Here is a 24831-nt window from a genome sequence, read left to right on the forward strand (position 1 = left end):
TAATCTAGAACGATATCGTTCCACATTATTACGAGGTGCTGCCGTGGCCGCCGACCCGTTCGCCCACCTGCAGACGCTGACGCCCCTGTTCACTGCGCCTTGAGGAGACACGATGAGCACCCGGATCATGGATGAAGCCGCGCGGGTTCTGGCCGATCCCGAGGCCTACGCCGACGAGAAGCGGCTGCACGGAGCACTGGCCCACCTGCGGGCTCACGCCCCGGTGTCATGGGTCGACGTCGAGGGGTACCGGCCGTTCTGGGCGATCACCAAGCACGCCGACGTGATGGCCATCGAGCGCCAGAACGATCTCTTCACCAACCACCCGCGCCCGCTGCTGATGGTCACCGAACTCGAGGAGAAGTTGCTCGCGGACCAGGAGGCCGGCATCGGTCTGCGCACCCTGATCCACATGGACGACCCGCACCACCGTGACATGCGCAAGATCGGGGTCGACTGGTTTCGTCCAAAGGCCATGCGGGCGTTGAAGACCCGCTGCGACGAACTGGCGAAGCGTTACGTCGACCAGATGCTCGAGCGGGGTCCCGAACTGGACTTCGTCCAGGAGATAGCGGTGAATTACCCGCTGTATGTGATTCTCTCGCTGCTGGGTCTGCCGGAGTCGGACTTTGCGCGCATGCTCAAGCTCACCCAGGAGATGTTCGGCGGTGACGACAAAGAGCTGAGGCGAGGCGAGGTCAACACCGACGTCCTGGCGACGCTGCTGGACTTCTTCAACTACTTCTCTGCGTTGACGGCATCACGACGTGAGCATCCGACCGAGGACCTGGCGTCCGCGATCGCCAATGCCACAATCAACGGCGAGCCGCTGTCGGACATGGACACCATTTCCTACTACGTGATCGTGGCCAGTGCAGGTCACGACACCACGAGTGCCGCGATCTCCGGTGGACTTCTGGCTCTCCTCGAGAATCCCGCCGAACTCAAGCGCCTGCAACAGGACACCGCACTGATGGGTACCGCCGTCGAGGAGATGATCCGTTGGGTGGTGCCGGTCAAGGAGTTCATGCGCACCGCTCAGGCCGACACCGAGGTGCGCGGCGTGCCGATCGCCAAGGGCGAATCCGTACTGCTGTCCTATGTTTCCGCCAACCGTGACGAAGAGGTGTTCAGCGACCCGTTCCGGTTCGATGTCGGGCGCGACCCCAACAAGCACCTCTCCTTCGGCCACGGCGTGCACTTCTGCCTAGGGGCCGCCCTGGCCCGGCTGGAGATGAACAGCTTTTTCTCCGAGCTGGTTCCGCGGATCAAATCCATTGAGATAGCTGATGATCCGCAACTGATCGCCACCACGTTTGTCGGCGGGCCCAAGCACCTTCCGATTCGGTATTCGCTGAGGTAACTCACCGCATGCCCAGGGCCTTGGCGGCTCGGTCCGCGGCCGCCGGCCCGGCGAGTTGGCGCAACAACAGCATCCCGTCGATGAGGGCGAGACTGGCCTCGGCCTCGGCCCGCCGTCGATGTGCGGTGCCAGTGAAAAACTTTGACAGCCAATCGATCCAGCCCTCGGTCAGCGGTGCGGCGAGGTCGTGGTAGGGCGCAACGCCGGCGGCGGCAAGACCGCAGACCTCGAAGTAGACCGCGAAGAGCGGGTCGAATTCGTCGCGGGCCAGGATCTTGAACGCGGTCCGGACCAGCTGCCGATGGTCGTCTGCCGGTTCGACGAGCGCGCGCGCGAGCGTCTCCTGCAGCCTGTTGCCGACCTCGAGGAGCACGTCGGTGATGAGCGTGGTCTTGCTCGGAAAGTAGTAGACGATCACGCGGTCGCTGGTGCCGAGGTGTTTGGCCAGCGCGCCGAAGGTCAAAGAGCTGAGTCCTTCGGCCAACGCCATCGCGACGGCATCGTCGAGGATCTGTTCCCGCGTGTACTTGTGTCCCATCGGGGCTTGATTGTAGTCGCGACTACAGGTTTAATCTGTTTGTAGTAACTACTACAAACGGAAGGCCGGCCTCCGATGACCGCATCCCTGACCAGAACTCAGCACCCCGCCGCTACCACGATGTCCGCCATACGAATGTTCGCCGGCGGAATCTCTTGGGCTGCACCAGCAGTCAGTTCGCGGTTGTTCGGGCTCGGCAAACTGCCCGAGGGCGCCAGTGTCGGACTTGTCACCCGCCTGTTCGGCGTGCGCGATCTCGTTCTGGGTGCTGCCCTGCACTATCCGGAGCCCGCGGTACACAAGGCAGTCCTGCAGGCCGGACTCGTCTGTGACGCGGCCGACGTCGCGGCGTCCTTGATTGCTCTGCGGGCAGGAGCGCCGAAGACGACATTGCTGGGCGCCACTGCCGGCGCAGGACTGTTCCTCGTGCTGGGTGCGATGGCGCTGCAGGGTTGACCCGCCGCGTCCTGCGGGTCGACCCGCCGAGAGGGGCTTCCGCGACAGAAGACCGGCGTGTCGCGTCGTGCATTTCACACCCGGCCGGAATACACCGCGGTCAGGTATCCCGATGCATCGCCCAAGGCGGCCAACTCGTCGTCTGGCACGCTGAATCCTTGTGCTGCATAAGCTTGTTCGGTGTTGCGGACTTGCGCCTGCCAGCCGTGTTCGGTGAGGTACGCCGCAGCCGTGCTGCGCTCGCCGGTGTAAAACAACTCGGCCAGGTTGATGTTGGAGCCGATCCGCCGTGAGCGTTCGGTCAGCTTCTGCGCCCAGTCCGACGGAATGCGGGCCATGGCCCACTCCTCCCCAGCGGACGGCGCCGCTTAGTTAGCTCATATAAGTTCTTTCCTCCACCGTACGCTTGCGGTTGGAGCGACTCGAAAGGCAAAAGACATGGCGAGCAATCTGCTGTCCCGGCGTGATCTCGACTTCCTGCTGTTCGAGTGGCTCCGAGTCGAGGAACTTCCGGCCCGGCAGCGCTTCGCGGAGCATTCGAAGGAGACGTTCTCGGCTCTGCTGGATCTCTGCGAGGATCTGGCGACCCGATATTTCGCGCCACACAACAAGAAGAACGACGCACACGAGCCGACCTTCGACGGCGAGCGGGTCAGCGTGATCCCCGAGGTGAAGGAAGCGCTGGAAGCCTTCGCCAAGGCCGATCTGCTGGCGATGAGTATGGACCAGGGGTTGGGCGGCTGGCAGTTGCCCACCGTGGTCGCCGGTGCGGGACTGGCGTGGTTTCACGCGGCGAACGTGGCGACGTCCGGGTACGTGTTGCTGAGCCTGGCCAATGCGAATCTCCTGTCCCACTACGGAACTGCCGAGCAGATCGAGAGGTTCGTCAAGCCGACGCTGGCCGGCCGGTTCACCGGCACCATGTGTCTTTCCGAGCCACAGGCTGGATCGTCGCTGGCCGACATCACCACCCGCGCCGAACCGCAGGACGACGGCAGTTATCGCCTGTTCGGTTCCAAGATGTGGATCTCCGGCGGCGATCACGAACTGTCGGAGAACATCGTGCATCTGGTGCTTGCCAAGATCGCCGGGGCACCCGCGGGCACCCGCGGGATCTCCTTGTTCATCGTCCCGAAGTTCTTGGTCGCCGACGACGGCACGATCGGCGAGCGCAACGATGTGGTGCTGGCCGGACTCAACCACAAGATGGGATACCGCGGAATCACCAATACCGCTTTGAATTTCGGGGAAGGCCGGCATCAACCCGGCGGGCGGCCGGGTGCGGTCGGTTACCTGGTGGGTGAGCCGCACCGCGGCCTCTCCTGCATGTTCCACATGATGAATGAGGCGCGGCTCGGCGTGGGGCTGGGAGCGATCGCGCTGGGATACACCGGCTACCTGAAGGCGCTCCAATATGCGCGTGAGCGGCCGCAGGGGCGCCCGGTCACCGCCAAAGACCCTGCCGCGCCGCAGGTATCGATCATCGAGCACCCCGATGTAAAACGAATGTTGTTGGCGCAGAAGTCCTACGTCGAGGGTGCGCTGGCGCTGGCGCTGTACTGTGCGCGTCTGGTGGACATCCAGAGCAGCCCCGAGTCGCCCGCGGAGGCCGAGTCGGCGGGCATGCTGCTGGACATCTTGACTCCGGTGGCGAAGAGTTGGCCGTCGCAGTGGTGTCTGGAAGCCAACAATCTCGCGATCCAGGTGCACGGCGGGTACGGCTACACCCGTGAATACGACGTGGAACAGCACTACCGCGACAACCGGCTGAACCCCATCCACGAGGGCACCCATGGGATTCAGAGCCTGGACCTGCTGGGCCGCAAGGTAACTCAACATGGCGGCGCCGGTCTCGTGGAGCTGACGAAAACCATTGCCGGCACCGTTTCACGCGCGACCGCCCTCGCCGGCGAGCCCGCCGCGATGGCGAAACAACTCGACGAGGCCTGGCAGCGTCTGGTAACCGTCACCACGTCGATGTTCGCCGCGGGTGACGTCGATGCCGCGCTGGCCAACAGCGCGGTCTACCTCGAAGCCTTCGGCCACCTCGTCATCGCGTGGGCCTGGCTTGAGCAGCTGGTCGCCGCCCACGGCCGTTCCGGCGACTTCTACGAGGGCAAGCGGTTCGCCGCCCGCTACTTCTACACCTACGAGTTACCGAGAACGGGGCCGCAACTCGACCTTCTGCAGAGCCTGGACCGCACCACGCTGGAGATGCGCGACAGCTGGTTCTGACAGCCCGCCTCCCGGGCCGCAGTGCGAACATTCGGAACTCGCCGACGATCGTACGCATAGACAACAGTCCGATTGGGTACGCGGCCCGGTGGACGGAAGAAGGGACCGCTGCACACGGTGGCCGGTCGCTGGGGGAGGAGCTTCTGATGCCGGAGGTCGCGCTTCATCACGAAGGCCACCCGAAATACCGCCGAATGGTCGGCTTCAATTGGTCGGTTGACGCGAAGCTGGAGGCGGCAATCAAGCCGTTCACCCAACACGATCATCGTGCAGGACTGACGTAATGCTCGAGCAGGTGGTGGTGGTCGGCGCGGGCATCGCCGGGACACGGGCAGCGGAAACGTTGCGGCAGAACGGTTATGAGGGCGAGCTCACCATTGTGGGCAGTGAGCGCCACGCTCCGTACCATCGGCCGCCGCTGTCCAAGAAGTTTCTCACCGGCAAGGTCCACCGGGCCGGCATCGACCTCGCCCCGCAATTCGAGGTCGACGCCCGGGTGCTGCGCGGAGCGTCGGCCGTGGGGCTGGACATGCCGGCGCGGACGGTTCGGTTAGGCGACGACGGCCAGGACCGGTCGCTGCGGTTCGACGGACTCGTCATCGCCAGCGGCGCGGTCCCGCGCCAATGGCCGGGCGGCCGCGTCCCCGACGGGGTGATGCTGCTGCGCACGGTGGAGGACTGTCTGGCGATCCGGGAGCGGCTCGGCTCGCGTCCCCGGGTGGTGGTGGTCGGCGGCGGCTTCATCGGTGCCGAGGTCGCCGCGACCTGCCGGTCGGCGGGGCTCGACGTCGTGCTGATCGAAAAGGGCGTTAACCCGCTCGCCGCGGTCCTCGGGCAGGAGATCGCGCCCTGTTGGGCCACCCTGCACCGTGAGCACGGTGTCGACCTGCGGGTCGGTGTCGGCGTCGAGGAGATTGTCGGCAACGGGCATGTCGAGGCCGTCCGGCTCACCGACGGGGCGCACGTGTCCGCCGACCTCGTCATCGTCGGCCTGGGCGTGACGCCCGCGACCGATTGGCTGCAGGGCTCGGGATTGCGCGTGGATGACGGCGTGGTCTGTGACGCCACCGGCCGGGCCGAGGGCGGCACCGACGTGGTCGCAGCCGGCGATGTCGCGCGCTGGTGGCATCCGCTGTACGAGCGGCACCTGCGGACCGAGCACTGGGAGGACGCCGGGCGCCAGGGGGCCGTCGCCGCGCGCACGTTGCTGGCCGGCCCCGACCGTGCACAGCCGTACGATGAGGTGCCCTACTTCTGGTCGGATCAGTATCACGTCAAGGTTCAAATGCTCGGTGTACCAACGGACTACGACGCGGTCCAACTCGTCGAAGGTGACCCGAACCGATGGGAGTTCGTGACGGCCTACGGGCGCGGCGGGCACACCATCGCGGTGCTGGGGACCATCCCCAACCGCGTGTACGCCTACCGCGACGCCATCAAGAACCGCGCCGAGTTTCCGCCGCGGCGGCCGTCCTGAGCTCAGAGCCGGCTGAGCAGTTCGGCTTTCTTCGCGGCGAACTCCTCATCGGAGAGAATGCCGCGCTCGTGCAGCCCGGCCAGCGACTCGATGGCTGCGACGACAGCCCCGGGGTCGTCGGCGTGATGCTGGGGCGCGGGCGCCGACGACGGCGTCTCGGCCACCTGCTGCGCGCCGAGCTCCCTCAGGCTGGACACGTCGAAGGTGCCCAGCTGGCTGGTGAAGCTCACCGACCCGTGTCCGCCACCCTGCTGCTGTTGCACGCCGGTGATCTGGTGCTCGTCGGTGTCGAACACTTTCGTGACGCCATTGAGGTGGATCGCCAGCCGCCGGGTGGCCGGGAAGATGGCGTAGCGCACGTCGTTCTGCCCGCCGGACGAGGTAGGCACGCCGAGGTCGGCCGGCCACCAGTTGCCGGAGGTGAAGCCGCCCTGGAATTGGGTGGCCGTCGCCTGCGTCGCGGGTGTGCGGAACACGGTGGTCGAGGCCAGCAGCTGCGCCAACTCGCCGCACAGCGCATCGACGCGCGCCTTGAGCGCGTTGTCGAACATGTTGCCGACCATCGTCATGCCGCCGCGCATCCACTGCCCCGCGCCGCCGAGCTCGGGAATGGTGAACTGGGCCATGGTGCCGCCGCCGGCGTGAATGGCGAACAGCATGGCCAGCACCGCGTCGCGGGAAAGGCCATGGCGCTGGGCGATGTCGGAGATCGCGTTCTCGGCTTCGGGGGTGACCGTTGCCTGCATAATCGTGAATCTTTCGTTGTCGGTGCAATGGCGAGACTACCTACTGGTACCCCGCGGCACTGGTCGGCGAATCATGGCCAAAGATGATGGACGTGTCCAACGGCTTCGACGTGCGGGGACGGGTACTGCGGGACGGCGAGCTCGCGCCCTGGCTGGCGGAGAACAGCCTGGGAAACCGGTTCGGCCTGGCGGTGGCCGGCAGTGACGAGGGTCACCGGTCCAAAGCCGTCGCTCTGGCAATCGTTGCGGCCGACGGAGACGGCCGCTACCTCGACCTTGCCGCGCTGACCGACGACGACGCGGCTGCGCTGGGTTCGTGGCTCGCTGATCCGGGTCCGCCCAAGGCGGTGCACCGCGGCAAGTGGATCCGGCATGCGCTGAGGAACCGCGGCTGGACGCTGCGCGGCGTCACCTCCGATACCGCGCTGGCGGCTCATCTGCTGCATCCCGGGCGGCGGAGCCGCGAGCTCAACGATCTGTTGGTTCACCACATGCGCTGCGCGCTTCCTGACGAAACCGTTGGGCTGGAATCGGTTTCGCCATCCGCGCTGATCCTGCGGGCCTGCGCGGTACTCGATCTCGCGGACGTGCTCGACGAAGAGCCGGCCCGCATCGATTCCTCGTCGCTGATGGAGCGACTGGAGCTGCCGGTGCAGCGGACGCTGGCCGACCTGGAGGCTGTCGGCGTAGCCGTGGACCCGGCGCAATTCCCGGAAGGGCGCATCCACCCCACCTACCACCACACCAGGTCCGCTACCGGTGCGTTGTCGTCCTCCGATCCGAACCTGCGCGCAATCCGCACCCGGTTCGTGGCCGGCGACGGTCACTCCGAGCTGCTGACCGTCCGTTACGTGGCACTGGAGATGCGGCTGTTGGCCCACCTGTCCGGGGACGCCGGGCTGACCGGCGCTCAGGCCGCCCACGAGCTGCGGACGGTAGCTCACGCCCTTGCCTACGACTGGGGCGCCGGTGAGTTGGCGGCCACCCTGAGGGTCTCCACGAGGGACGCTAAAGAGCTTGTCCTGCGGTATCTTTCCGGTCCGCTGCGCGAGTCTCTGGCCGATTCGGTCGATGCCGCCCGGGACTCGGGGTATGCGGCGACACTGTCGGGCCGCCGCCGCTACCTGCCAGATCTGAACAGTCCCGACCTCGAGCTGCGTCAGGCCGCCGAGCGTGCGGTGTGCGTGACGGCGCTGCAGGGCGGGGTGGCCGACATCGTCAAAACGGCGATGATCAGCGTCGAGCAGGGCGTCACAGCCGCGGGACTGGACTCGCGGATGGTGGCGCTACTCGATGATCAGTTGGTGTTCGAGGTGGCGGCCGATGAGCGTGATGCGGTGGAGTCGTTGGCCCGCGACCAGATGGTCTGCGCTTACGAACTGGCCGTGCCGCTGGCGGTATCGGTCGTAGCGTAACTCCCCTCACCTTCAACCTATACCGCACCGGGGGGCTTGCGGCAAGACCCGGGTGATACCGCAAAATCGCTGGGCTAAACCGAAATTCGGCGAAACGGGGGAGATGTGAGAACCGAACATGCGGTCGTCGTCGTCGGTGCCGGGCCCACCGGTCTGATGCTGTCGGCCGAATTGGCGCTGGCCGGAATCGATGTCGCCGTCGTCGAACGTCGCAGTGACCAGACCCTAGTCGGCGCACGCGCGGGGGGCCTGCATTCCCGAACCATCGAGATCCTCGACCAGCGCGGCGTTGCGGACCGCTTCATCGAGCAGGGTGAAGTGGCTCAACTGGCCGGGTTCTCGCAAATCCGGCTCGACATCAGCGACCTGCCCACCCGGCATCCTTACGGACTTGCGTTGTGGCAGAGCCGTATCGAGCAACTCCTGGCCGATTGGGTTGACGAGCTTGCGGTGCGCGTCTATCGCGGACGCGAGGTGAGAAGCGTCGTCCGGGGCGACGCAGGCATGCATATCGAGCTCGCGGACGGGGCCTTAGTGCGGGCCGAGTATCTGGTGGGTTGCGACGGTGGGCGCAGCCTGGTGCGTAAAGCGGCCGGTATCGGCTTCGAGGGTTGGGATCCGACCGCCAGCTACCTGCTCGCCGAAGCTGAAATCGGTTCTGACTCAGAACCGGACTGGGGCATCCGGCATGACGCGCTCGGCGTACATGCGCTCAGCAGGACCGGTGACGGCGGGGCGGTCAGAGTCATGGTGACCGAGCGGAACCTGGGCGGCGCGGGCGAACCCGACATGCGCGACTTGAGCCGGGCGATGATCGACGTCTACCAGACCGATTACGGGATACACAGTCCCGCTTGGATTTCCCGATTCACCGATGCGGCCCGACAGGCCACCGCCTACCGGAGGGGGCGCGTGCTCCTGGCGGGCGATGCCGCCCACGTACACCACCCCATCGGTGGCCAGGGCCTCAACACCGGGATGCAGGACGCGGTGAACCTGGGCTGGAAACTCGCCGAGGTGGTCAACCGGATGGCGCCCGACAGCCTGCTGGACACCTATCACGATGAACGGCACCCGGTCGCCGCACGCGTGCTGCGCAACGCGATGGCCCAGATGGCGCTGCTCCGCGCGGACGACCGCACCGATGCGCTGCGCGAAACCACCGCCGAACTGCTCGGTATGGCGGAGCCCCGGAGGCGCGTCGGTGCCATGATGTCCGGCCTGGACATCCGGTACGACCTCGGTGACGGACATCCGCTGCTGGGACGACGGATGCCCGATCTCGACCTGACGACGGCAGACGGGCCCGCCCGGGTCTACCGATTACTGCACAGAGCCCGGCCCGTGCTGCTCAACTTCGGAGACCATGGCGGGGTCCACATCACGGGGTGGGCCGACCGGGTGCGGGTGGTGGATGCGAAACATGCTGCGAATTGCGAGCTTCCGGTGCTTGGCGAGGTGACCCTTCCTGCCGCCGTCCTGATCCGGCCAGACGGGCATGTCGCGTGGGCCGCAGACGCCCCCTATCCCGGGCTCACGGACGCCCTGACCACCTGGTTCGGCGGGCAGGGGAATTGACGGACCGCGCCGATGCGTTAAAAAAGGTTATGGCTGAAAACGTTGAGCTGAGCCCCACTGATTGGGTACGCGAGCAGACCGAACGGATTCTCAGGCAGGGCACCACCGACGGGGTCGAGATTTTCGACAAGCCTGTCGTGCTGCTCACCATGACGGGCGCGAAATCCGGCAAGAAGCGCTACGTGCCGCTGATGCGCGTCGAGCACGACGGCCGCTATGCCATCGTCGCGTCGAAAGGCGGTGCGCCCGAACACCCGGCGTGGTACCACAACGTCAAGGCCAACCCGGCACTGACGGTGCAGGACGGCGAGAACGTCCACAATCTCACCGCGCGCGAACTCGCGGGCGCCGAGCGCGAGGAGTGGTGGCGGCGCGCCGTCGAGGCATACCCGCCGTACGCCGAGTACCAGACCAAGACGACCCGGCAGATCCCGGTCTTCGTCTTGGAATGAAACCCCGCGTGATGTCCTGGGGCAAGTAGAGCGACGGTGCCGGTTTCGCGCCTCTCGGCAAGTGGTCGCTCGAAGCGACGGTTCTGGTGTGGTACCCGGGGGAAGTATCCGGCGCCGTCGGGATGAGCAACGACGTCGCATCCCCGGATATTCCGGTTGGTTCTGACGGCGGCACCTGTTCTAATAACCCCCATCGTCAGCGTCCGTCCACGAGGGATCCCACTGCCGCGGCTGCCCAAGGTGCCCGCGTTGGCTCCGGTCGGCCAGCTTCCGGAAGGGGTGGTAGTCGACCTTCCCGGGCGGGGCAGCACCTACGTCCTGGACTCCGGACCCAGCGATGGACCGACCTACGTCCTGCTGCACTCGCTCGCCTGCACCGGCCTGATGACCTGGTACCCGGCGCTGGACGTGGTGCGCGAATTCGGGCGCGTGGTGATCTTCGACCAGCGGTGTCACGGTCAGGGGATTTCGCCGCCCCGGATGTTGTTCGAGGACTGCGCGGACGACGTCGCCGCCTTGGCCGACGTACTCGATATCCCCAGCTTCGTGCCGGTCGGTTACTCCATGGGCTCCCTGATCGCCCAGCTGGTGTGGCGGCGCCATCGGGAGCGGGTCGACGGGCTGGTGCTGTGCGCGGCGACCGCGGCCGTGAGCCGGGCCCGCTATGAGCGCGTCGCCACCGGTCTGTTCGCTGCCCTCATTGAAACGCTCACCCCCGCACCCCGCCCCGGCGGGCCGGCGGCGGCGGTGCCCACCGGGCTGTTCGCCGACTATCAGTGGGTGCTCAATCAAGCTCGCGCCACATCGCCGGGCGGCATCACCCGTGCCATCGCCGAAGTGGTCCGTTTCGACTCGACCACCTGGGTCGGCGATATCGATGTGCCGACTGCGGTCGTGGTGACGATGAAGGACCGTGCCTTCGGTGTGCAGCGGCAGAAGTGGTTGGCCGAGCGCATCCCGGATGCCGAGATGATCCCGGTGGACGCCGGCCATGCCGGGTGCACACTGCAGCCGGCCGCGTTCGTCCCAGGGCTCGCCAAGGCCATCGAGTCGGTCCACGACCGGCTTCCCTCGCCCCGGAACGTCGCGCGGGCGGCCAGATAAGGGAGGCGGGCCGGTGAAGCGACTCAGCGGTTGGGATGTGCTGATGCTGGCCAGTGAGACGCCCAACGTGCACCAGCACACCCTGAAGGTGGCGGTCGTGGACACCACCGGGTTCGAGGGCAGACCGACTTTCGACGCGTTCCGCGAGGTTTTCCGTGCCCGGCTGCCGGTGCTGGAGCCCATGCACTACCAGTTGGTGACAACCCCGTGGCACCTGCACCGCCCCGTCTGGCACGAAGAGGCGGACCTCGACCTGGACTATCACCTGCAGCGGGTGCAGGTGCCCGCCCCGGGTGGACGGCGCGAACTCGACGCGGTCATCGGCCAGGTCGCCAGTACGCCGCTGGACCGCGGACGCCCGCTGTGGCAGTTCTATTTCGCCGAGGGTCTCGCCGACCAGCGCGTCGCCGTGATCGGCAAGATCCACCACGTCCTGGCCGACGGCGTCGCCTCGGCGAACCTGATGGTACGGACCTTGCAGTGGTCCGACACCGGCTCAGCGCCCGAGGATGCCGGGGGCTGCTTCGCCGCTCCGAGAATGCGGGACGTGGTGCGTTTCGCGGCCCAGGACCACGTTGCCCGGATCCGGACGCTGCCGTCGGCGGTGCGCGACGGAGTCGTCGGCGCCTACCGGCTGCAGCGGCGCGCGCGGCAGCGACTGACGCACCCGGACCTGGCTGCCCGGTTCGATCCGCCGCCCACTTTCCTCAACCACAAGCTCGCGCCGGGACGGACCTTCGCCAGCGCTGTACTACCGCTGGCGGACGTCAAAACGGTCAGCAAGAAGCTCGAGGTGACCATCAACGACCTGGTGCTCACCGTGGCGGCGGGCGCGCTGCGCCGGGTGTTGCTGAACTACGACGAACCCACCAACCGGCCACTGATCGCGTCGATACCCACCGCCACCGACACCTCGCCGGACCGGATCGTGGGCAATGCGCTGGCCACCATGCTGGTCCTTACCTTTCTTGCAGGGTGTTCGTTGCCGTCGGCCGTAGGCTTCGAATCGCCCAGGGGCAGCGGGTATGGCTTTCATGTGGTCGCCATCGTTGATGGCCGAAGGAGATTGGCCGCCTGTTGTCCCGCGACGACTCGACCGCTAATTGAGAGATGCGATTTGATCGCTGTGTAAGGACGTGACGGCGTGGTCGTCTGCTGGGTTGGTCGGACCGATAGCGAGCAGGGAGGTGGTTGTGGCACAACCGTTGTGGGCTGGGGTTGATGGTGGGAAATCGGACCACTATTGCGTGGTCATCGATGCCGACGGGAAGCGGCTGCTGTCGCGGCGGGTGGCCAATGACGAATCCGCGCTGCTGGATCTGATCGGCGCGGTCCAGACGCTGGCTGATGGTGGTGAGCTGACCTGGGCGATCGATTTGAATGCCGGTGGGGCGGCATTGCTGATCACCTTGCTGATCGCCGCCGAGCAACGGCTGCTCTATATTCCGGGGCGCACCGTGCACCATGCCTCGGGCGGTTACCGCGGGGAAGGGAAAACCGACGCTAAAGACGCCGCCGTGATCGCCGATCAGGCGCGGATGCGCCGCGACCTGCAACCGCTGCGAGCCGGGGACGACATCGCTGTGGACTTGCGGATCCTCACGGCCAGGCGCACCGATTTGGTGGCCGATCGCACCCGGGCGCTCAACCGGTTGCGCGCCCAGCTGCTCGAATATTTCCCTGCCCTCGAGCGTGCCTTCGACTACAGCGCCAGCAAGGCCGCGCTGACCCTGCTCACTGGGTATCAAACACCCGACGGGCTGCGTCGCGCCGGTGCCGCCCGGCTCGCGCTCTGGCTGCGTAAGCGCAAGGCCCGCAACGCCGATGCCATTGCCGCTGCCGCTATGGAGGCGGCTAACGCCCAACGCACCGTCGTACCCGGACAGCAAGTGGCCGCGGCCTTGGTGGCCCGGCTGGCCGAGGAGGTGATGGCCCTCGACACCGAAATCGGCGACACCGAAGCGATGATCGAGGAGCGATTTCGCCGCCACCGCCACGCCGAAATCATCCTGAGTTTGCCCGGCTTCGGCGTCACCCTTGGTGCCGAGTTCCTGGCCGCCACCGGCGGGGACATGAGCGCTTTTGCTAACCCCGACCGCCTGGCCGGCGTCGCGGGGCTGGCCCCAGTCCCGCGCGACTCCGGACGCATCAGCGGCAACCTCAAACGCCCCCGCCGCTACAACCGACGTCTGCTGCGGGCCTGCTACCTGGCTGCCCACATCGCCATCCGCACCGACCCGGCATCGCGGACTTACTACAACCGCAAACGCGCCGAGGGAAAACGCCACACCCAAGCCGTGCTTGCCCTTGCCCGACGACGCCTCAACGTCCTGTGGGCAATGCTGCGCGACCACAAGCCATATCAACCCACCGCACCTAGCGCTGCGGCGGCTTGACAACTTCATTGAGAATCTCCTTGCCCGTGCACGTCCACGACCCGCTGGACCGGCTGAACCTCATCCGCACCTCCACGCGGATCGCCAAGGAAGACCACCAACTACTGGGACCGACGCTGGTGGGCCGCTGGCTGGAGTTCATCCCGCCCACTCTCACCCGCGCGACGTTCGGGTGGATGTCGCGTCGTGAGGCGCCCAACCAGTTGTTCAACCTGATCGTCTCCAACGTCCCGGGCCCGCGTGAGCGGGGCCGCATCGCCGGGGCCGTGGTCACCGATTTCTACTCCGTCGGGCCATTGGCGGCCGGGTCGGCCCTGAATATCACCGTCTGGAGTTACGTCGACCAGTTGAGCGTCTCGGTACTGGCCGACGACGCGACCTTCAAGGACACCCACGAGGTGACCGATGCGTTCGTCGCCGCCTTCAGCGAGTTGCGGCAGCGCGTGAATGGGGACATTCCGGCTGCGACCACGGGTTAGTAGACGCGGTGAAATCCGGGGTCGAAAAGCGCGGCCCCGGTTTACCGGCACAACCCTTCGGGTAATTCCGAAAGCGACCTTTCGATTCGACAAGCGTTTGTCCGGTGGACCGAAACCGCTGGAAGAGGGACCGAAGATGAGTGCCAGGCACCTGCTGCGCGAGCCACGGGAAACAAATCCCTTGCGCGGCGCATTCGGGAAAGCCTGGAGCATTGTTTTCGGCTCGACAATTGTGGCCGCGGCATTAGCCGCCTTGTTGGTGAATGTGCTCACCTCGCCACACACGGCGCCGGCGGGTGCTCAGCAGCACATCACCCAGCAGGGAACGCTGGTGGCGGTGTCCGAAGGGTCGGTGACGGCTCGCGGCCGTGACGGCATCACCCGCACCTATCTGCTGACCCCGGAGACCGCCGTCATCACCAGGTTCGGTGGGCGGTTCGCGGTAAACGACGAAGTGGACATCATCGGGACCATCCAGAACGGAACCGCGCTGGCCACCGCAGTGGCCCATCGCGACGTCGGTCACGGAGACGGCCCGCCGATGGACTACGTCGCAGACCAACCGGTTGGCGGCGCACTGGGCACCAATTGAGTGCCGCCCTGGGCGAAGTGCCCGGTTGTCCGAAACGGATGGAGTTCGGGCCGTGTGGCGGCGTGCGCCCAGACGGTCAATGCGAAATGCGTTCCGGAGCCTGTACTTTCATCGACATCGTGCCGTGGTCGGGTCCGACGCCAGTCCCTCGTCGAGCGTCGGCGTCAGCGCCGTTGGTGCTGACCGATTTCAGCTGCACTCCCTTTGATCGTGACGACGTCGCGGCGACCGCGGCGGTATTGGCGACCTCCTGCGATGCCGTCCTGGTGGGTGAACACCAGAACAGACCGGACTTTCCGCCCACACTGATGGGTTCGCTGCTGCTGGATGCGGGCGTCACTCCGTGGATCACGTTGTCGTGCCGGGACCGCAACCGCATCGTCCTCGAGCAGGAACTCCGTGGTCTGCGCACCATCGGAGTCGACACCGTGCTGTGTGTGACCGGCGACGGGCGCGGCTACGACGTTCGACCGGATGTCACACAGACCTTCGATCTGGACGGGCCGCGTCTGGTGTCGCTGGCGGCATCACTCGGCGCCGTCCCGGCGGTCCCCGAAACCCCCACGGCCCCGCCCGTTCACGCTCGGCCGGCCCGGCTGGTCGAGAAGCAGCGGGCGGGTGCCCGGCTTGCGGTGCTGAACCACGTACCGTTCCCCGACATGATCGCCGACTTCATGAAAAGCGCTCGGAGCCAGGGTTTGTCGATACCGGTGATCGCGGCCGTCGCCGTCTTCACCGACACCGTGTCGGCAGCCGTGTTGGAAGGTCTACCCGGTCTCGAACTCGATCCGGCGGTGACGGAGCGCGTCCTGAGCTCGGCCGACCCGATCGCGGCCGGGATTTCGGCCGCGGTCAGCGAGGCTCGGTCACTGCTGACGATCGACGGGGTGGTGGGGGTGAACGTTTCGGGCCTGGCGTCGGCGTCGGGCACCCGTGTAGGTGCCGAGATCAAGGCCGAGGTAGGCCGGCTCATCCGGAAGGAGGTCTTGTGACCGACGCGATGCAGGCGGAATTCGACACGGTCGCCGAATGGACCGCGCAGGTCGCGGCCGACCTGGGCCCCGAGTATCACGTGCCGGCCGGCTGCCGGGGCAGCGGCAGCCCCAGCGCGCTGGATTGGCTTATCGAACGCATGGAACTCCGCAGCGGCACCATGTTTTTGGATTCCGGTGCCGGTATCGGCGGGCCGGTGGCATATGCGGCGCGGTCTCGGGAGTTGCGGCCGGTACTCCTCGAGCCGGAGGCGGGCGCATGCCGCGCTGCGCAGAGTCTGTTCGGCTATCCGGTGATACAAGGAGTGGGATCGAAACTACCGCTGGCGGAGGCGAGTTGCGATGCGGCGTGGTCACTGGGAGTCCTGTGCACCGCAGCCGATCAGCTGGGATTGCTCACCGAACTGCACCGCACCGTGCGTCGCGGCGGACGGATCGGGTTGCTGGCGTTCGTGGCTCACCGGGACCTGCCCGACGATCAGCTGGAATCCAACAACTTCCCGGCGCCGGACCGGTTACGGCAACTTCTGGACGAGTCGGGGCTGCACATCGAGGAATCGCTGAGAACCGCTGAGCTGCCGCCGATTCCGGACGAGTGGACTGAGCGGCTGGACGTTGTGACCAACGAGCTGACCAAACGGCACGGGCACACCGAGGCCTGGCAACTGGCCGAGCGTCAGAGCTCACAGATCGGGCAATTGCTGGAAGACGGGACGCTGACCGGCGAGTTGCTGGTGCTGCGTCACGCGTGAGCCGGTGAAAGAGGCTACCGCTCAGCCATTTTCGTGCTGCTCGGCATCCCGGAACACCGTGGTGATCTCAGCGACCCTCGGGTCGGCCCGTAATTCTTCGAACGTCTGCGGAAGCGGCAGCCGCCAGTTCGGGTACTCGTCGATGGTGCCGGGCAGGTTGGGCTGTCGCGTCTCGGCCAGCACGTCGTACGGGGAGATCAACTTCAATCTGCTCGGCGTCGCCGCGAGCAGTCGGTGCATCGCGGTGATGATCGTCGCCTCATCGGGCTCCGCTTGGTCGGCCGGCAGCAGGCGTTCGGATCGCAACAGCGCGAGCCACTCGGCGCGTTCTTTTGCCGCGGAGGCCTGCTCGGCGGGCACGTCGGTGAGCAGACCGAGCTCTGCACGCGCCCGCACGTGTTCGCCGCGCAGAAAACCAGCGGCCGTCGGCAGGTCATGCGTCGACAGACTGGCGGCCGCCCGCGCAGGCCACTTCGCCGGCGCCAGCAGCGGCTCATCGGCGACGGACTGATCACGGGTGAACCACGACACCGCGCAACCCAGCATTCCGTTGTCGGCCAGTGCCTCGGTGACCTCCGGTTCGACGGTGCCCAGGTCTTCGCCGACCACGGTGGCGTTGGCCCGGTGGGCTTCCAGTGCGAGCACCGCCAGCATCGTCTCGGCGTCGTAGTGCACGTACGTGCCGCGATCGGGGCCCTCGCCCGGCAGGATCCACCACAGCCGCCACAACCCGGCAACGTGGTCGATTCGCAGGCCGTCGGCGTGAACGAGCACGGCCCGCAACATGTCTCGCAGTGCGGCGTAGCCGGTCGCGGCCAGCCGGTCCGGGCGCCAGGGCGGCAACCCCCAGTCCTGACCACGCGGGGTGAAGTTGTCCGGCGGCGCCCCGATGCTGACTCCGGTGGCCAGCACGTCGGCCAGGGCCCAGGCGTCCGCGCCGTCGGCATCCACGCCTACCGCGAGGTCGTGGAGCACCCCCAGCGCCATACCGGCCTCCCGCGCCGCGGTGCGCACCGCGATCAGCTGCTCGGCGCAGCGCTGCTGGACCCAGGCGTGAAACGCCAGGCGTGGGGCCAGCTCCCGGCGCGCCTGGGCAACGGCCGGCCCGCCGACATCCCGCAACGGTGCCGGCCACCGGCTCCAGCGACCGCCGTGCCGCTCGGCCAGCGCACAGTAGGTGGCCCAGTCGCGCAGTCCGGCGGAGCCGGAGTCCAACGGCGACGGCCGGCCCTCGGCCCGCCACAACAGTTCGAGCGCCGACCGCTTGGCCGCCCACACCAGATCGTGGTCGATCCGCGCGGTCGTCGGCGAGACACGCAGCGCGTCCACCTCGGCCCGGGTTGCCGCATCGGCACGGTGGTAGGCGTCGAGGTCCTCGATGCGCAGTGCCAGCGGATTGGCGAAACGCCGGCTGGACGGGGTGTAGGGCGACGGTTGCACCGGGTGGGTGGGGCCAGGCGCATGGAGCGGGTTGAGCAGCACCGCGCCGGCCCGGTGCTGGGCCGCGGTCCAATCGATGAACTCCCGCAGGTCCCCCAGGTCACCGATGCCCCAGGAGCGCGCCGAGCGCAGCGCATAGAGCTGCAGCATCCAGCCCCAGGTGGCGGGCGTCGGCGGCACCTGGGGCGGTGCCGCGACAACGGTGGCGTGTTGCCCGTCCCGGGTTTCCAGCCGGTACCAGCCCGCCGGCAGGTCGCCCGGAAACTCGTCGTGCACGTCGACGCGGGTGCCGTCCTCGGCTTCCAGCGTGACGGCGCCGGGCAGCGGCCGGGGGCGGCCGTCGACGCGTATGGCGACGGTGGGTGGCAGGACGCCCGCGCGGTCGGCCTCGGTCAGTCTGGCCAGTTCGCGACGCTGGTCAGCCTCGGTGCGGGCGTCGACGTCGAGCAGGCCGAGTACCCGGACCACCACGTCGGCGTCGACGTCGACGGGTTCGCGTCGTTCGTTGCGGTAGGAGGTCGCCACGCCGTGGGCGGCGGCCAACTGGCGCAAGGTGTCGGATGCTGGTGAGGGATCGGCCACAGCGCGGGGTATACCCGGGTCAAGGCTTCTCACACCAAAAGCGGTGTGCTGCTGTGATTTTTGGCTACGCGTCGAGTGCGCCGGCCGCTACCGCGGCGGCGTTGATCTTGGTCAGCACCTCGCGCAGATGCTCGAGTTCGGCCAGCTCGACGCCCAAACGCTCGACCACAGCGGGCGGCACTTTCAGCGCCTGCCGGCGAAGATTGCGGCCCTGCGCGGTCAACGCGATGTGGGTGGTCCGCTCGTCGGCGGCGCTGCGGGTACGGGTGATCAGCCCCTGGGACTCGAGGCGTTTGAGCATCGGCGACAAGGTGGCCGAATCCATCTGCAACAGCGTGGCGATCTCTTTGACCGACAGGGGATTACCGCCGGACCCCCCCTTCGCGTTGTCCCAGAGCGCCAGCATCACCAGGTACTGCGGATGGGTCAGGCCCAGGGGTTCCAGCAGTGGCCGGTATACCGCGAGCACCGCCCTGTTGGTGACGGCCAGCGCGAAGCACACCTGACGCTCCAGCGACAGTGGGTCGAGTTCCGCACCGGCTTCCGTGCGCATGGCGTCACTCCTTCGTCGCTGCTTGTCAGCGGCTGTCGGACCTAGAACGGGCTGCTGTTGTCCTGCCACTTCGCCTCTTCGGGACGCGGCCCGAAGCGACGGGCGTAGTCCTCGTGGATGTGCGCCTGCTTCTGGCGCTTGATGACGTCGACCAGGCCCGGGTCCAGCCCGTGCTGGGCCAGCCGGTGCCGCCGCCACACCTTGTTCAGCGCCAGCGCCATCAGCAGCACCCAGATGAAGATCGGCGCCGTCATCTCCGAGTGCACGTACAGTGACGCCGGTAGCAGCCAGAGGGGGGCCAGCACGAGTGCCGCGGGAATCGCCATCCGGATCAGGTGGCGGCGGATGGCGCCCGGGCCGGCGAGGTCGCGGGAAACCCAGTCCCGCATCGAGTCGGGCAAGCGGCGTCCGTAGCTGTAGCCGATGTACTGCCAGAGGTTCGGGCGAGCGTTAGCCATGGTCGCTCCTAGAGCAATTCGATTCGAGGCCGTAGCCGGCTTCGACAGCTCTCATCGTACCCTATTAGTTAGGGTCCTAACTATGTGGGTGTCGTCACGCCCGGCCGGGAGTTTCGCGACGTTCAATCCGCGCGCCCCGTCGTGGGATTCACACGCGGGCGACCGAGTTCAGGCCGCTACGAGTTTGACCGGCAGGTGATGGTGGCGGTGGATGATGTTGTTGACCGCCCAGGACGGTTGCCCGGCCACCTCGATCCGCTCCACCCGATCCAGCAGGGCGCGCAGGATGGCGGTGGTCTCCATGCGGGCAAGGCCCTGGCCTGCGCACGCGTGAGTCCCGTTGCCGAACCCGATCTGGCGTCCGGCGTCGCGCCGGATGTCGAAGGTGTCCGGGTCGTCCCACTCGTTCTCATCCCGGTTCGCCGAGGCATACAGGATCAGCAACCGCGCGCCCCGGGGAATCGGCGTGCCGGCGATCTCGGTGTCCTCGCGAACTTGGCGGGCGAAGGCGCGCAGCGGTGACTCGTAGCGGATTACCTCGTTGACCGCATTGGGGATCAGCGAGGGATCGTCCTTGAGCAGCCGCCACTGTTCGGGATGGGTGGCAAGCAGATAGACGGCATTGGAGATGGCGCTGATCGTCGTATCCAGGGAGGGGGCGATGTAGTCGACCATCAGCTTGGGGCATTCCGCGTGGGTGAGCTTGCCGTCGTCGGCGGCGCGGATCAGCTCGTGCGCCATGCTCCCCTCCAGTACGGACCGGTTGCGCACCACCCGCCGGGCGAACATCAGCATCTGCAGACTGCGCGGAATGGCTTTGACGGCTTGCCAATTGAGCGGCCCCAGGATGTCGAAGGTGGCCCCGCCCCAGGCGATGAGATGCTCCCGCTCGTCGCGTGGCCAGCCGACGAGGTCGGGGACGATCGCCAGTGGAAGCGCGGTGGCGAGCTCGGCGACCGCGTCGACGGCGCCCTGGCGCACCGCGGCTTCAACCACGGCGTCGGCCTGCGCGTCGATCGCTTCGGTGACCGAGCGCAGCGCCCTGGGAAGCAGGCGGTGGGCGAGCAGCTTGCGGCGCTGGTCGTGCTCGGCCCCGTCGCTGTTGAGGGTGGTGCCACGGGAGAGCCGATTGCTCAGCGGGTTCAGCGCGACACCGTTGCCGGAGATGAACAGGTCGTCATTGCGCAGCGTGGCCTTGCACTCCGCATAACGCGGTAGGGCGTACACGCGGTGCCGGCGCAGCCAGACCACGGATCCGGACCGGCGCAGGCGCCGGTAATGCGGGTAGGGGTTCAGCAAGGCTTCGGTCGAGTAGAGGTTCGCGCGATCGACCGCCACGCCGCGCCGAGCTGAACCCATGGGGAGGCCTCCTCGGGATGGTGCGTGGCAGGTTCTGACGAAATCGTCACATAAATGCGCGGCGTCAGTCAACACATTTTGACGAAATCGTCACCCGCGTGCCGAGGCGGCGGGCATAGGGTCGAACCGTGACCATCGCCTACGACGACGTCCTACGCGAACAGATCCGGGCGCGGTTGGCCGGCCACGAACGCCGCACCGTCACCGACTCGGCGAAGCGGCATGCCGCCGTGGCGGTAGTGCTTGTCGACTCCCAGATCGGTGAAGACCGGGTGGACCCTGCCCCGCTGGACGAATGGCTGGACGGCCGTCCCCTGCCGGACGAACTGCTCGACGGTCACATGATCGACGTCGCCGGTGGGGCCGCATTTCTGTTGTGTCGCCGGGCTTCTCGGCTGCGGACTCATGCCGCCCAATGGGCGCTGCCCGGGGGCCGCCTCGATCCGGGTGAAACGGTGATCGAGGCCGCGCTGCGGGAATTGGATGAAGAGGTCGGCGTGCGGCTCCCGGAGTCGGCGGTGTTGGGTCTGCTCGACGACTACCCGACCCGGTCGGGATACGTCATCACGCCGGTCGTGATCTGGGGTGGCGGCCGACTGGATCTCCGGCCGGCGCCCGACGAAGTGCTGGCCGTCTACCGCGTGGGTTTGCACCAGCTGCAGCGCTCCGATTCACCGCGCTACATCAGCATCGAGGAAAGCCCCCGTCCGGTGGTGCAGATCCCGCTGGGCAACGACCTGATTCACGCGCCGACGGGTGCGGTGCTGTTGCAACTGCGGTGGCTGGGATTGGAAGGCCGCCACGATCCGGTCGACGAACTGGAGCAACCGACCTTCGCCTGGCGCTAGGGGCCACCCCAGGGGTCAGTTGCTGCCGCCGCAGCCCCCACCGCCGCAGCCGCTGCCGCCGCCGCAACCGCTGGACCCACCGCCGCAACCGCTCGACCCGCCGCTACAGCCGCTCGACCCGGCGCTACAGCCGCTCGAGCTGCAGCTGCTTCCCCCACCGCAACCGCTGGAGCCGCCGTCGGACCCCGATCCCGAGCCCCAGATGCCGTTGCGCGGCCTCCGCCTGCCGCCTGAAGCGGACCAACGTAGCAGGGATGCGAAGAGCGCTACCAGGCTCGCGCCCAGCGCGATCAGCATCATGGCTGCGCTACTCATGCGCAAAGGCTACGCGAGGATCTCGGCGGTAATCCGCGGCAATTTTCGGCGCGCTTTACAGTGAGGACGTGTGGGTCCGACGGCGCAATCGCTATGGTCGGGCGCGTAACGCGGTGGCCGGGCTCGAACTCCCCGAGGCCGTGTTCAAGACGTGTCCGTGGCAGCCGCGAGAACTGGTGGAGACCGGTCTGCGACAGTGGCTGCGTTGCTGCGCCGCCGCACTCCCGGACAACCAGGTGATAGGCATGCCGTCGCGCGCCGTCGACGAGGCATGGCACGGGCTGATCCTGTGCACCGCACGGTATGCGGCTTTCTGCGACAAGGCCTATGGCACCTTTCTGCATCACCATCCTGACGGCGGCGCGCCTGCTGATGCCGGCCGTGACTCCGCGGCCGAGCAGCTGCGCAGGACGATCATCGCCTGGGAGCTGGTCGCCGACCCGGGCGAGCGGTGTGTGCTGTGGGATCTCGACGAACGGGTGGGTGTCGATCGGCCGTGGGGTGTCAGTTCCGATCGGGTCGCGGAGATTCGCTCCGCGGTGGCCCGTGCGAGGGCCGGCACGAGGGTGATGTAGAAACGCGAGGTGGAAGGCATTACTGACGACCATGGCCCCGACGATGGTCAGGCGACGCAGCTGCCCTACTTCCAGCGTGACGGAAAGCGTTATATGCCAACCGAAATCGCGCGGGGAGGCTGGGGTCCATCGCTGAGCGGCCACGTCGTCGGCGGCCTGCTCGGTTGGGCGGCCGAGCGGTCGGTCGATGATCCGTACCTGCACCCTGCTCGCCTCACCATCGATCTGCCGCGTCCGACCGCCCCCGAACCGGTCGAGGTGCACACCCGGGTTCGGCAGGACCGCCGGCGACTGCGCCTCGTCGAAGCCGTCCTCGTGCAGAGCGGCAACACCGTTGCGCAAGCCAGCGCGCTTTTTCTGCGGCGCGGCCCGCACCCCGACGGACCGGTGTGGTCGCAACCCGTAGACATGCCGCCCCTGCCTGCGCAGCACGGCGACGCCGCGTCGCTGTTCATCCGGACCTATGGCTGGGGGGCCGACATTCAGAACCCCGAGCCTGATTGGCCTGACGAACCCGGGCGCAAGTTCACCTGGGTGCACGACACGCGTCCGCTGGTCGACACCGAACCGATGACCGCCTTCACCCGCGCCGCGATGGCGGGCGACATCACCGCCTCCATCGCCAACTGGGGACCCCGGGGGCTGCAGTTCATCAATGTCGACTACACCCTCACGCTCAGCAGGCTGCCCCAGGGTCCGCACCTCGGCCTGGCATCACTGACCCACTACAGCGACGACGGGGTGGCGACGGGTTCGGCCGTACTCGTCGACCGTACCGGCCCGATCGGCAACTGTGTATCGGTTGCCATCGCCCAGAACGGTTTTCGCGTGCCGCCGAAGAATTCCGTCGCGAATCAGGATCAGGCCGGGCCGTCGTTCTGACGGTGCGCATCTCGCCTCAATCGCACTGTCCTGCCGATCCCAGCGGCCGCCGCCCCCGCTGCCAGCGCCACGAAGATGCTCGTCGACTCGGGGCCCGGGCCGAGCACCGTCAGAAGGAGCGGAAGGGCGAATCCGAGATACGTGACCGAGTAGAAAACGCCGGTGAGCGTTCCCCGGATGCGTTGCGGTGCGGCGGCTTCGAGATCGATCAACCCCTCGCGCAGGCAGAGGCCCGACGCACAGCCGAGCAGCACGACCACCGCGACACCCAACCCGAGCGGGATGTCGTCGGGGGTGGACGCGATGACGACGTAGCCGAGGGCAGCCAGCAGCGCACCGACCGTGCCGGTCTGCGGGCCCCAGTTCCGTGCCCGGGCGACCACCTGACTGATACCGCTGGCGCCGTTGGTGATCAGCGCCGCGGTCCCCGCGGCCAACGGCGCGGCAAGCCCGGTATGGACCCGGGTGGGGATGGTGACGAACGCCAGGGTGGCCGAGATGAACACCCACGGTGCCAGTGGCATCGCCCAACTCAACGCCCGCCGGGTGCTATGGCCGCCAGTGCCGTCGGACTCGATCGGTACCGGCGCCGGCGTGCTGCCTCCGCGCAGGCTCACCGCCGCGACGGTCATCGCCAGCGCGATCAGGGTGGCGGCAATACCGAATGACGCCGGAATGCCGGAGTGCCCGAGCGAGGCGATCAGTCCAGAAGCGAACGGTCCCAGAGCAAAGCCGGCGATCAGCACCGTGCCGGCCAGTGCAGCGCCCGCGGGCCCCTTCAGGTCGGACGCCCATGCCGTGCCGGAACTGACGGCCAGGCCTACCCCGAACCCGACGATAAGGCGTCCGGCCAGTAACGCCTCCGACTGCTGGGAGACGAGCATGGTGACCGTCCCGGCCAGCGCCGCGGCCGAGCCTGCCAATGCCACCGACGGACGGCCGAACGCGTCCGATGCCCGTCCGCCCAGAAGAAGGCCCGGCAGAAGTCCCAGTGCGTAGATGCCGAACATGGTGTCGAGGGCGGCCACGGTGAGGTGTTGCCGGTCGCTGATGGCCGGGATGAGCGCAGCGAAGTGATTTGCCGCCCAGCCCATGGCGACCAGGACGGCCAGTACGCCGGCGAATAAAGCCGAACCGCGTCCCGATTCGAGATGCTTCGGTTTCCCGGTGGTCGGCAATCGCTCGGTGGTCGGCGGTTGCTGGTACGCCAGGGCGGTCGCCCCGTTCGGCCTCGTCACGGACTT

Annotated in this window: 27 protein-coding genes; 18 read left to right on the plus strand and 9 right to left on the minus strand. The window is 67.3% G+C overall.

What is annotated here, in order from left to right; genetic code table 11:
• Positions 1 to 112 precede the first annotated feature (112 nt).
• Positions 113 to 1363 (plus strand): cytochrome P450, encoded by a 1251-nt coding sequence (locus QXH22_RS12795; RefSeq protein WP_306275778.1) that lies wholly within the window; start codon positions 113 to 115, stop codon positions 1361 to 1363.
• 1 nt (position 1364) lies between these two features.
• On the opposite strand, the gene QXH22_RS12800 is transcribed toward QXH22_RS12795, so the two are convergent.
• On the minus strand, positions 1365 to 1901 hold the full coding sequence (locus QXH22_RS12800) for a TetR/AcrR family transcriptional regulator (protein WP_306243749.1): 537 nt from the start codon (positions 1899 to 1901) through the stop codon (positions 1365 to 1367).
• Positions 1902 to 1976: 75 nt separating this feature from the next.
• Here QXH22_RS12800 and QXH22_RS12805 point away from each other — a divergent pair, with 75 nt between their 5' ends.
• Entirely contained in the window at positions 1977 to 2357 is a 381-nt protein-coding gene (locus QXH22_RS12805; protein WP_306243747.1) for a hypothetical protein, read from the plus strand.
• 74 nt (positions 2358 to 2431) lie between these two features.
• Here QXH22_RS12805 and QXH22_RS12810 read toward each other — a convergent pair whose 3' ends face one another.
• Positions 2432 to 2695: a hypothetical protein gene (locus QXH22_RS12810; protein WP_306275779.1), complete on the minus strand. Its 264-nt coding sequence runs from the start codon at positions 2693 to 2695 to the stop codon at positions 2432 to 2434.
• 100 nt (positions 2696 to 2795) lie between these two features.
• On the opposite strand from QXH22_RS12810, the gene QXH22_RS12815 reads away from it, so the two are divergent.
• The 3 genes from QXH22_RS12815 (at position 2796) to QXH22_RS12825 (ending at position 6069) form a co-directional block, all read left to right on the plus strand.
• Positions 2796 to 4592 (plus strand): acyl-CoA dehydrogenase, encoded by a 1797-nt coding sequence (locus tag QXH22_RS12815; RefSeq protein ID WP_306275780.1) that lies wholly within the window; start codon positions 2796 to 2798, stop codon positions 4590 to 4592.
• A 146-nt stretch (positions 4593 to 4738) separates the two neighbouring features.
• On the plus strand, positions 4739 to 4876 hold the full coding sequence (locus tag QXH22_RS12820) for a hypothetical protein (RefSeq protein ID WP_306243742.1): 138 nt from the start codon (positions 4739 to 4741) through the stop codon (positions 4874 to 4876).
• Positions 4876 to 6069 carry an NAD(P)/FAD-dependent oxidoreductase gene (locus QXH22_RS12825; protein ID WP_306275781.1) on the plus strand — a complete coding sequence of 398 codons (1194 nt, stop codon included), beginning with the start codon at positions 4876 to 4878 and terminating at the stop codon, positions 6067 to 6069. Before QXH22_RS12820 ends, QXH22_RS12825 begins: the two co-directional genes overlap by 1 nt.
• Before the next feature lie 2 nt (positions 6070 to 6071).
• Here the strand turns inward: QXH22_RS12825 and QXH22_RS12830 are convergent, their stop codons facing one another.
• On the minus strand, positions 6072 to 6815 hold the full coding sequence (locus tag QXH22_RS12830; protein ID WP_306243740.1) for an SHOCT domain-containing protein: 744 nt from the start codon (positions 6813 to 6815) through the stop codon (positions 6072 to 6074).
• 83 nt (positions 6816 to 6898) lie between these two features.
• On the opposite strand from QXH22_RS12830, the gene QXH22_RS12835 reads away from it, so the two are divergent.
• The 10 genes from QXH22_RS12835 (at position 6899) to QXH22_RS12880 (ending at position 16575) form a co-directional block, all read left to right on the plus strand.
• Positions 6899 to 8230, plus strand: a complete 1332-nt coding sequence (locus QXH22_RS12835) for a DNA polymerase (RefSeq protein ID WP_306275782.1) — start codon at positions 6899 to 6901, stop codon at positions 8228 to 8230.
• Positions 8231 to 8386: 156 nt separating this feature from the next.
• Positions 8387 to 9808 (plus strand): FAD-dependent monooxygenase, encoded by a 1422-nt coding sequence (locus tag QXH22_RS12840; RefSeq protein WP_371934222.1) that lies wholly within the window; start codon positions 8387 to 8389, stop codon positions 9806 to 9808.
• 29 nt (positions 9809 to 9837) lie between these two features.
• Positions 9838 to 10260, plus strand: a complete 423-nt coding sequence (locus tag QXH22_RS12845) for a nitroreductase family deazaflavin-dependent oxidoreductase (RefSeq protein ID WP_306244531.1) — start codon at positions 9838 to 9840, stop codon at positions 10258 to 10260.
• Positions 10261 to 10500: 240 nt separating this feature from the next.
• Positions 10501 to 11364: an alpha/beta fold hydrolase gene (locus tag QXH22_RS12850; RefSeq protein WP_306275784.1), complete on the plus strand. Its 864-nt coding sequence runs from the start codon at positions 10501 to 10503 to the stop codon at positions 11362 to 11364.
• A gap of 13 nt (positions 11365 to 11377) precedes the next feature.
• The gene (locus tag QXH22_RS12855) at positions 11378 to 12496 is read left to right on the plus strand and encodes a wax ester/triacylglycerol synthase domain-containing protein (protein WP_306275785.1); all 1119 of its coding nucleotides are present in this window, start codon (positions 11378 to 11380) and stop codon (positions 12494 to 12496) included.
• 55 nt (positions 12497 to 12551) lie between these two features.
• Positions 12552 to 13760 (plus strand): IS110 family transposase, encoded by a 1209-nt coding sequence (locus QXH22_RS12860; RefSeq protein ID WP_371934179.1) that lies wholly within the window; start codon positions 12552 to 12554, stop codon positions 13758 to 13760.
• An 8-nt stretch (positions 13761 to 13768) separates the two neighbouring features.
• Positions 13769 to 14239, plus strand: coding sequence for a WS/DGAT domain-containing protein (locus tag QXH22_RS12865; RefSeq protein WP_371934192.1), 471 nt, complete (start codon positions 13769 to 13771; stop codon positions 14237 to 14239).
• Between the two features lie 136 nt (positions 14240 to 14375).
• The gene (locus tag QXH22_RS12870) at positions 14376 to 14831 is read left to right on the plus strand and encodes a hypothetical protein (protein ID WP_306275787.1); all 456 of its coding nucleotides are present in this window, start codon (positions 14376 to 14378) and stop codon (positions 14829 to 14831) included.
• Positions 14832 to 14869: 38 nt separating this feature from the next.
• Entirely contained in the window at positions 14870 to 15823 is a 954-nt protein-coding gene (locus tag QXH22_RS12875) for a methylenetetrahydrofolate reductase (RefSeq protein WP_371934193.1), read from the plus strand.
• Positions 15820 to 16575, plus strand: a complete 756-nt coding sequence (locus QXH22_RS12880; RefSeq protein ID WP_306275788.1) for a class I SAM-dependent methyltransferase — start codon at positions 15820 to 15822, stop codon at positions 16573 to 16575. The genes QXH22_RS12875 and QXH22_RS12880 overlap by 4 nt, the downstream gene beginning before the upstream one ends.
• Before the next feature lie 21 nt (positions 16576 to 16596).
• Here the strand turns inward: QXH22_RS12880 and QXH22_RS12885 are convergent, their stop codons facing one another.
• The 4 genes from QXH22_RS12885 to QXH22_RS12900 all read right to left on the minus strand — a co-directional run bounded on the left by QXH22_RS12885 (position 16597) and on the right by QXH22_RS12900 (position 20967).
• Positions 16597 to 18597 carry a 4-alpha-glucanotransferase gene (locus tag QXH22_RS12885; protein ID WP_306275789.1) on the minus strand — a complete coding sequence of 667 codons (2001 nt, stop codon included), beginning with the start codon at positions 18595 to 18597 and terminating at the stop codon, positions 16597 to 16599.
• A 64-nt stretch (positions 18598 to 18661) separates the two neighbouring features.
• Complete coding sequence (locus QXH22_RS12890; protein WP_306275791.1) at positions 18662 to 19150, minus strand: MarR family winged helix-turn-helix transcriptional regulator; 489 nt, start codon at positions 19148 to 19150, stop codon at positions 18662 to 18664.
• A 41-nt stretch (positions 19151 to 19191) separates the two neighbouring features.
• Entirely contained in the window at positions 19192 to 19608 is a 417-nt protein-coding gene (locus tag QXH22_RS12895; RefSeq protein ID WP_306243720.1) for a DUF5313 domain-containing protein, read from the minus strand.
• A gap of 168 nt (positions 19609 to 19776) precedes the next feature.
• The gene (locus QXH22_RS12900; RefSeq protein WP_306275792.1) at positions 19777 to 20967 is read right to left on the minus strand and encodes a cytochrome P450; all 1191 of its coding nucleotides are present in this window, start codon (positions 20965 to 20967) and stop codon (positions 19777 to 19779) included.
• Between the two features lie 128 nt (positions 20968 to 21095).
• Here QXH22_RS12900 and QXH22_RS12905 point away from each other — a divergent pair, with 128 nt between their 5' ends.
• Positions 21096 to 21815 (plus strand): CoA pyrophosphatase, encoded by a 720-nt coding sequence (locus QXH22_RS12905; RefSeq protein WP_306243717.1) that lies wholly within the window; start codon positions 21096 to 21098, stop codon positions 21813 to 21815.
• A 15-nt stretch (positions 21816 to 21830) separates the two neighbouring features.
• Here the strand turns inward: QXH22_RS12905 and QXH22_RS12910 are convergent, their stop codons facing one another.
• The gene (locus QXH22_RS12910; RefSeq protein WP_306275793.1) at positions 21831 to 22130 is read right to left on the minus strand and encodes a hypothetical protein; all 300 of its coding nucleotides are present in this window, start codon (positions 22128 to 22130) and stop codon (positions 21831 to 21833) included.
• A 68-nt stretch (positions 22131 to 22198) separates the two neighbouring features.
• On the opposite strand from QXH22_RS12910, the gene QXH22_RS12915 reads away from it, so the two are divergent.
• Together QXH22_RS12915 and QXH22_RS12920 are read left to right on the plus strand one after the other, a co-directional pair.
• Positions 22199 to 22705 (plus strand): hypothetical protein, encoded by a 507-nt coding sequence (locus tag QXH22_RS12915; protein WP_306275794.1) that lies wholly within the window; start codon positions 22199 to 22201, stop codon positions 22703 to 22705.
• 93 nt (positions 22706 to 22798) lie between these two features.
• Positions 22799 to 23587: an acyl-CoA thioesterase domain-containing protein gene (locus QXH22_RS12920; protein WP_306276029.1), complete on the plus strand. Its 789-nt coding sequence runs from the start codon at positions 22799 to 22801 to the stop codon at positions 23585 to 23587.
• On the opposite strand, the gene QXH22_RS12925 is transcribed toward QXH22_RS12920, so the two are convergent.
• Positions 23566 to 24765, minus strand: a complete 1200-nt coding sequence (locus QXH22_RS12925; protein ID WP_306276030.1) for an MFS transporter — start codon at positions 24763 to 24765, stop codon at positions 23566 to 23568. The two genes, QXH22_RS12920 and QXH22_RS12925, sit on opposite strands and share 22 nt — an antisense overlap.
• Positions 24766 to 24831: the final 66 nt, after the last annotated feature.

It is taken from the genome of Mycobacterium sp. TY814, from assembly GCF_030755175.1.
GTDB lineage: Bacteria > Actinomycetota > Actinomycetes > Mycobacteriales > Mycobacteriaceae > Mycobacterium.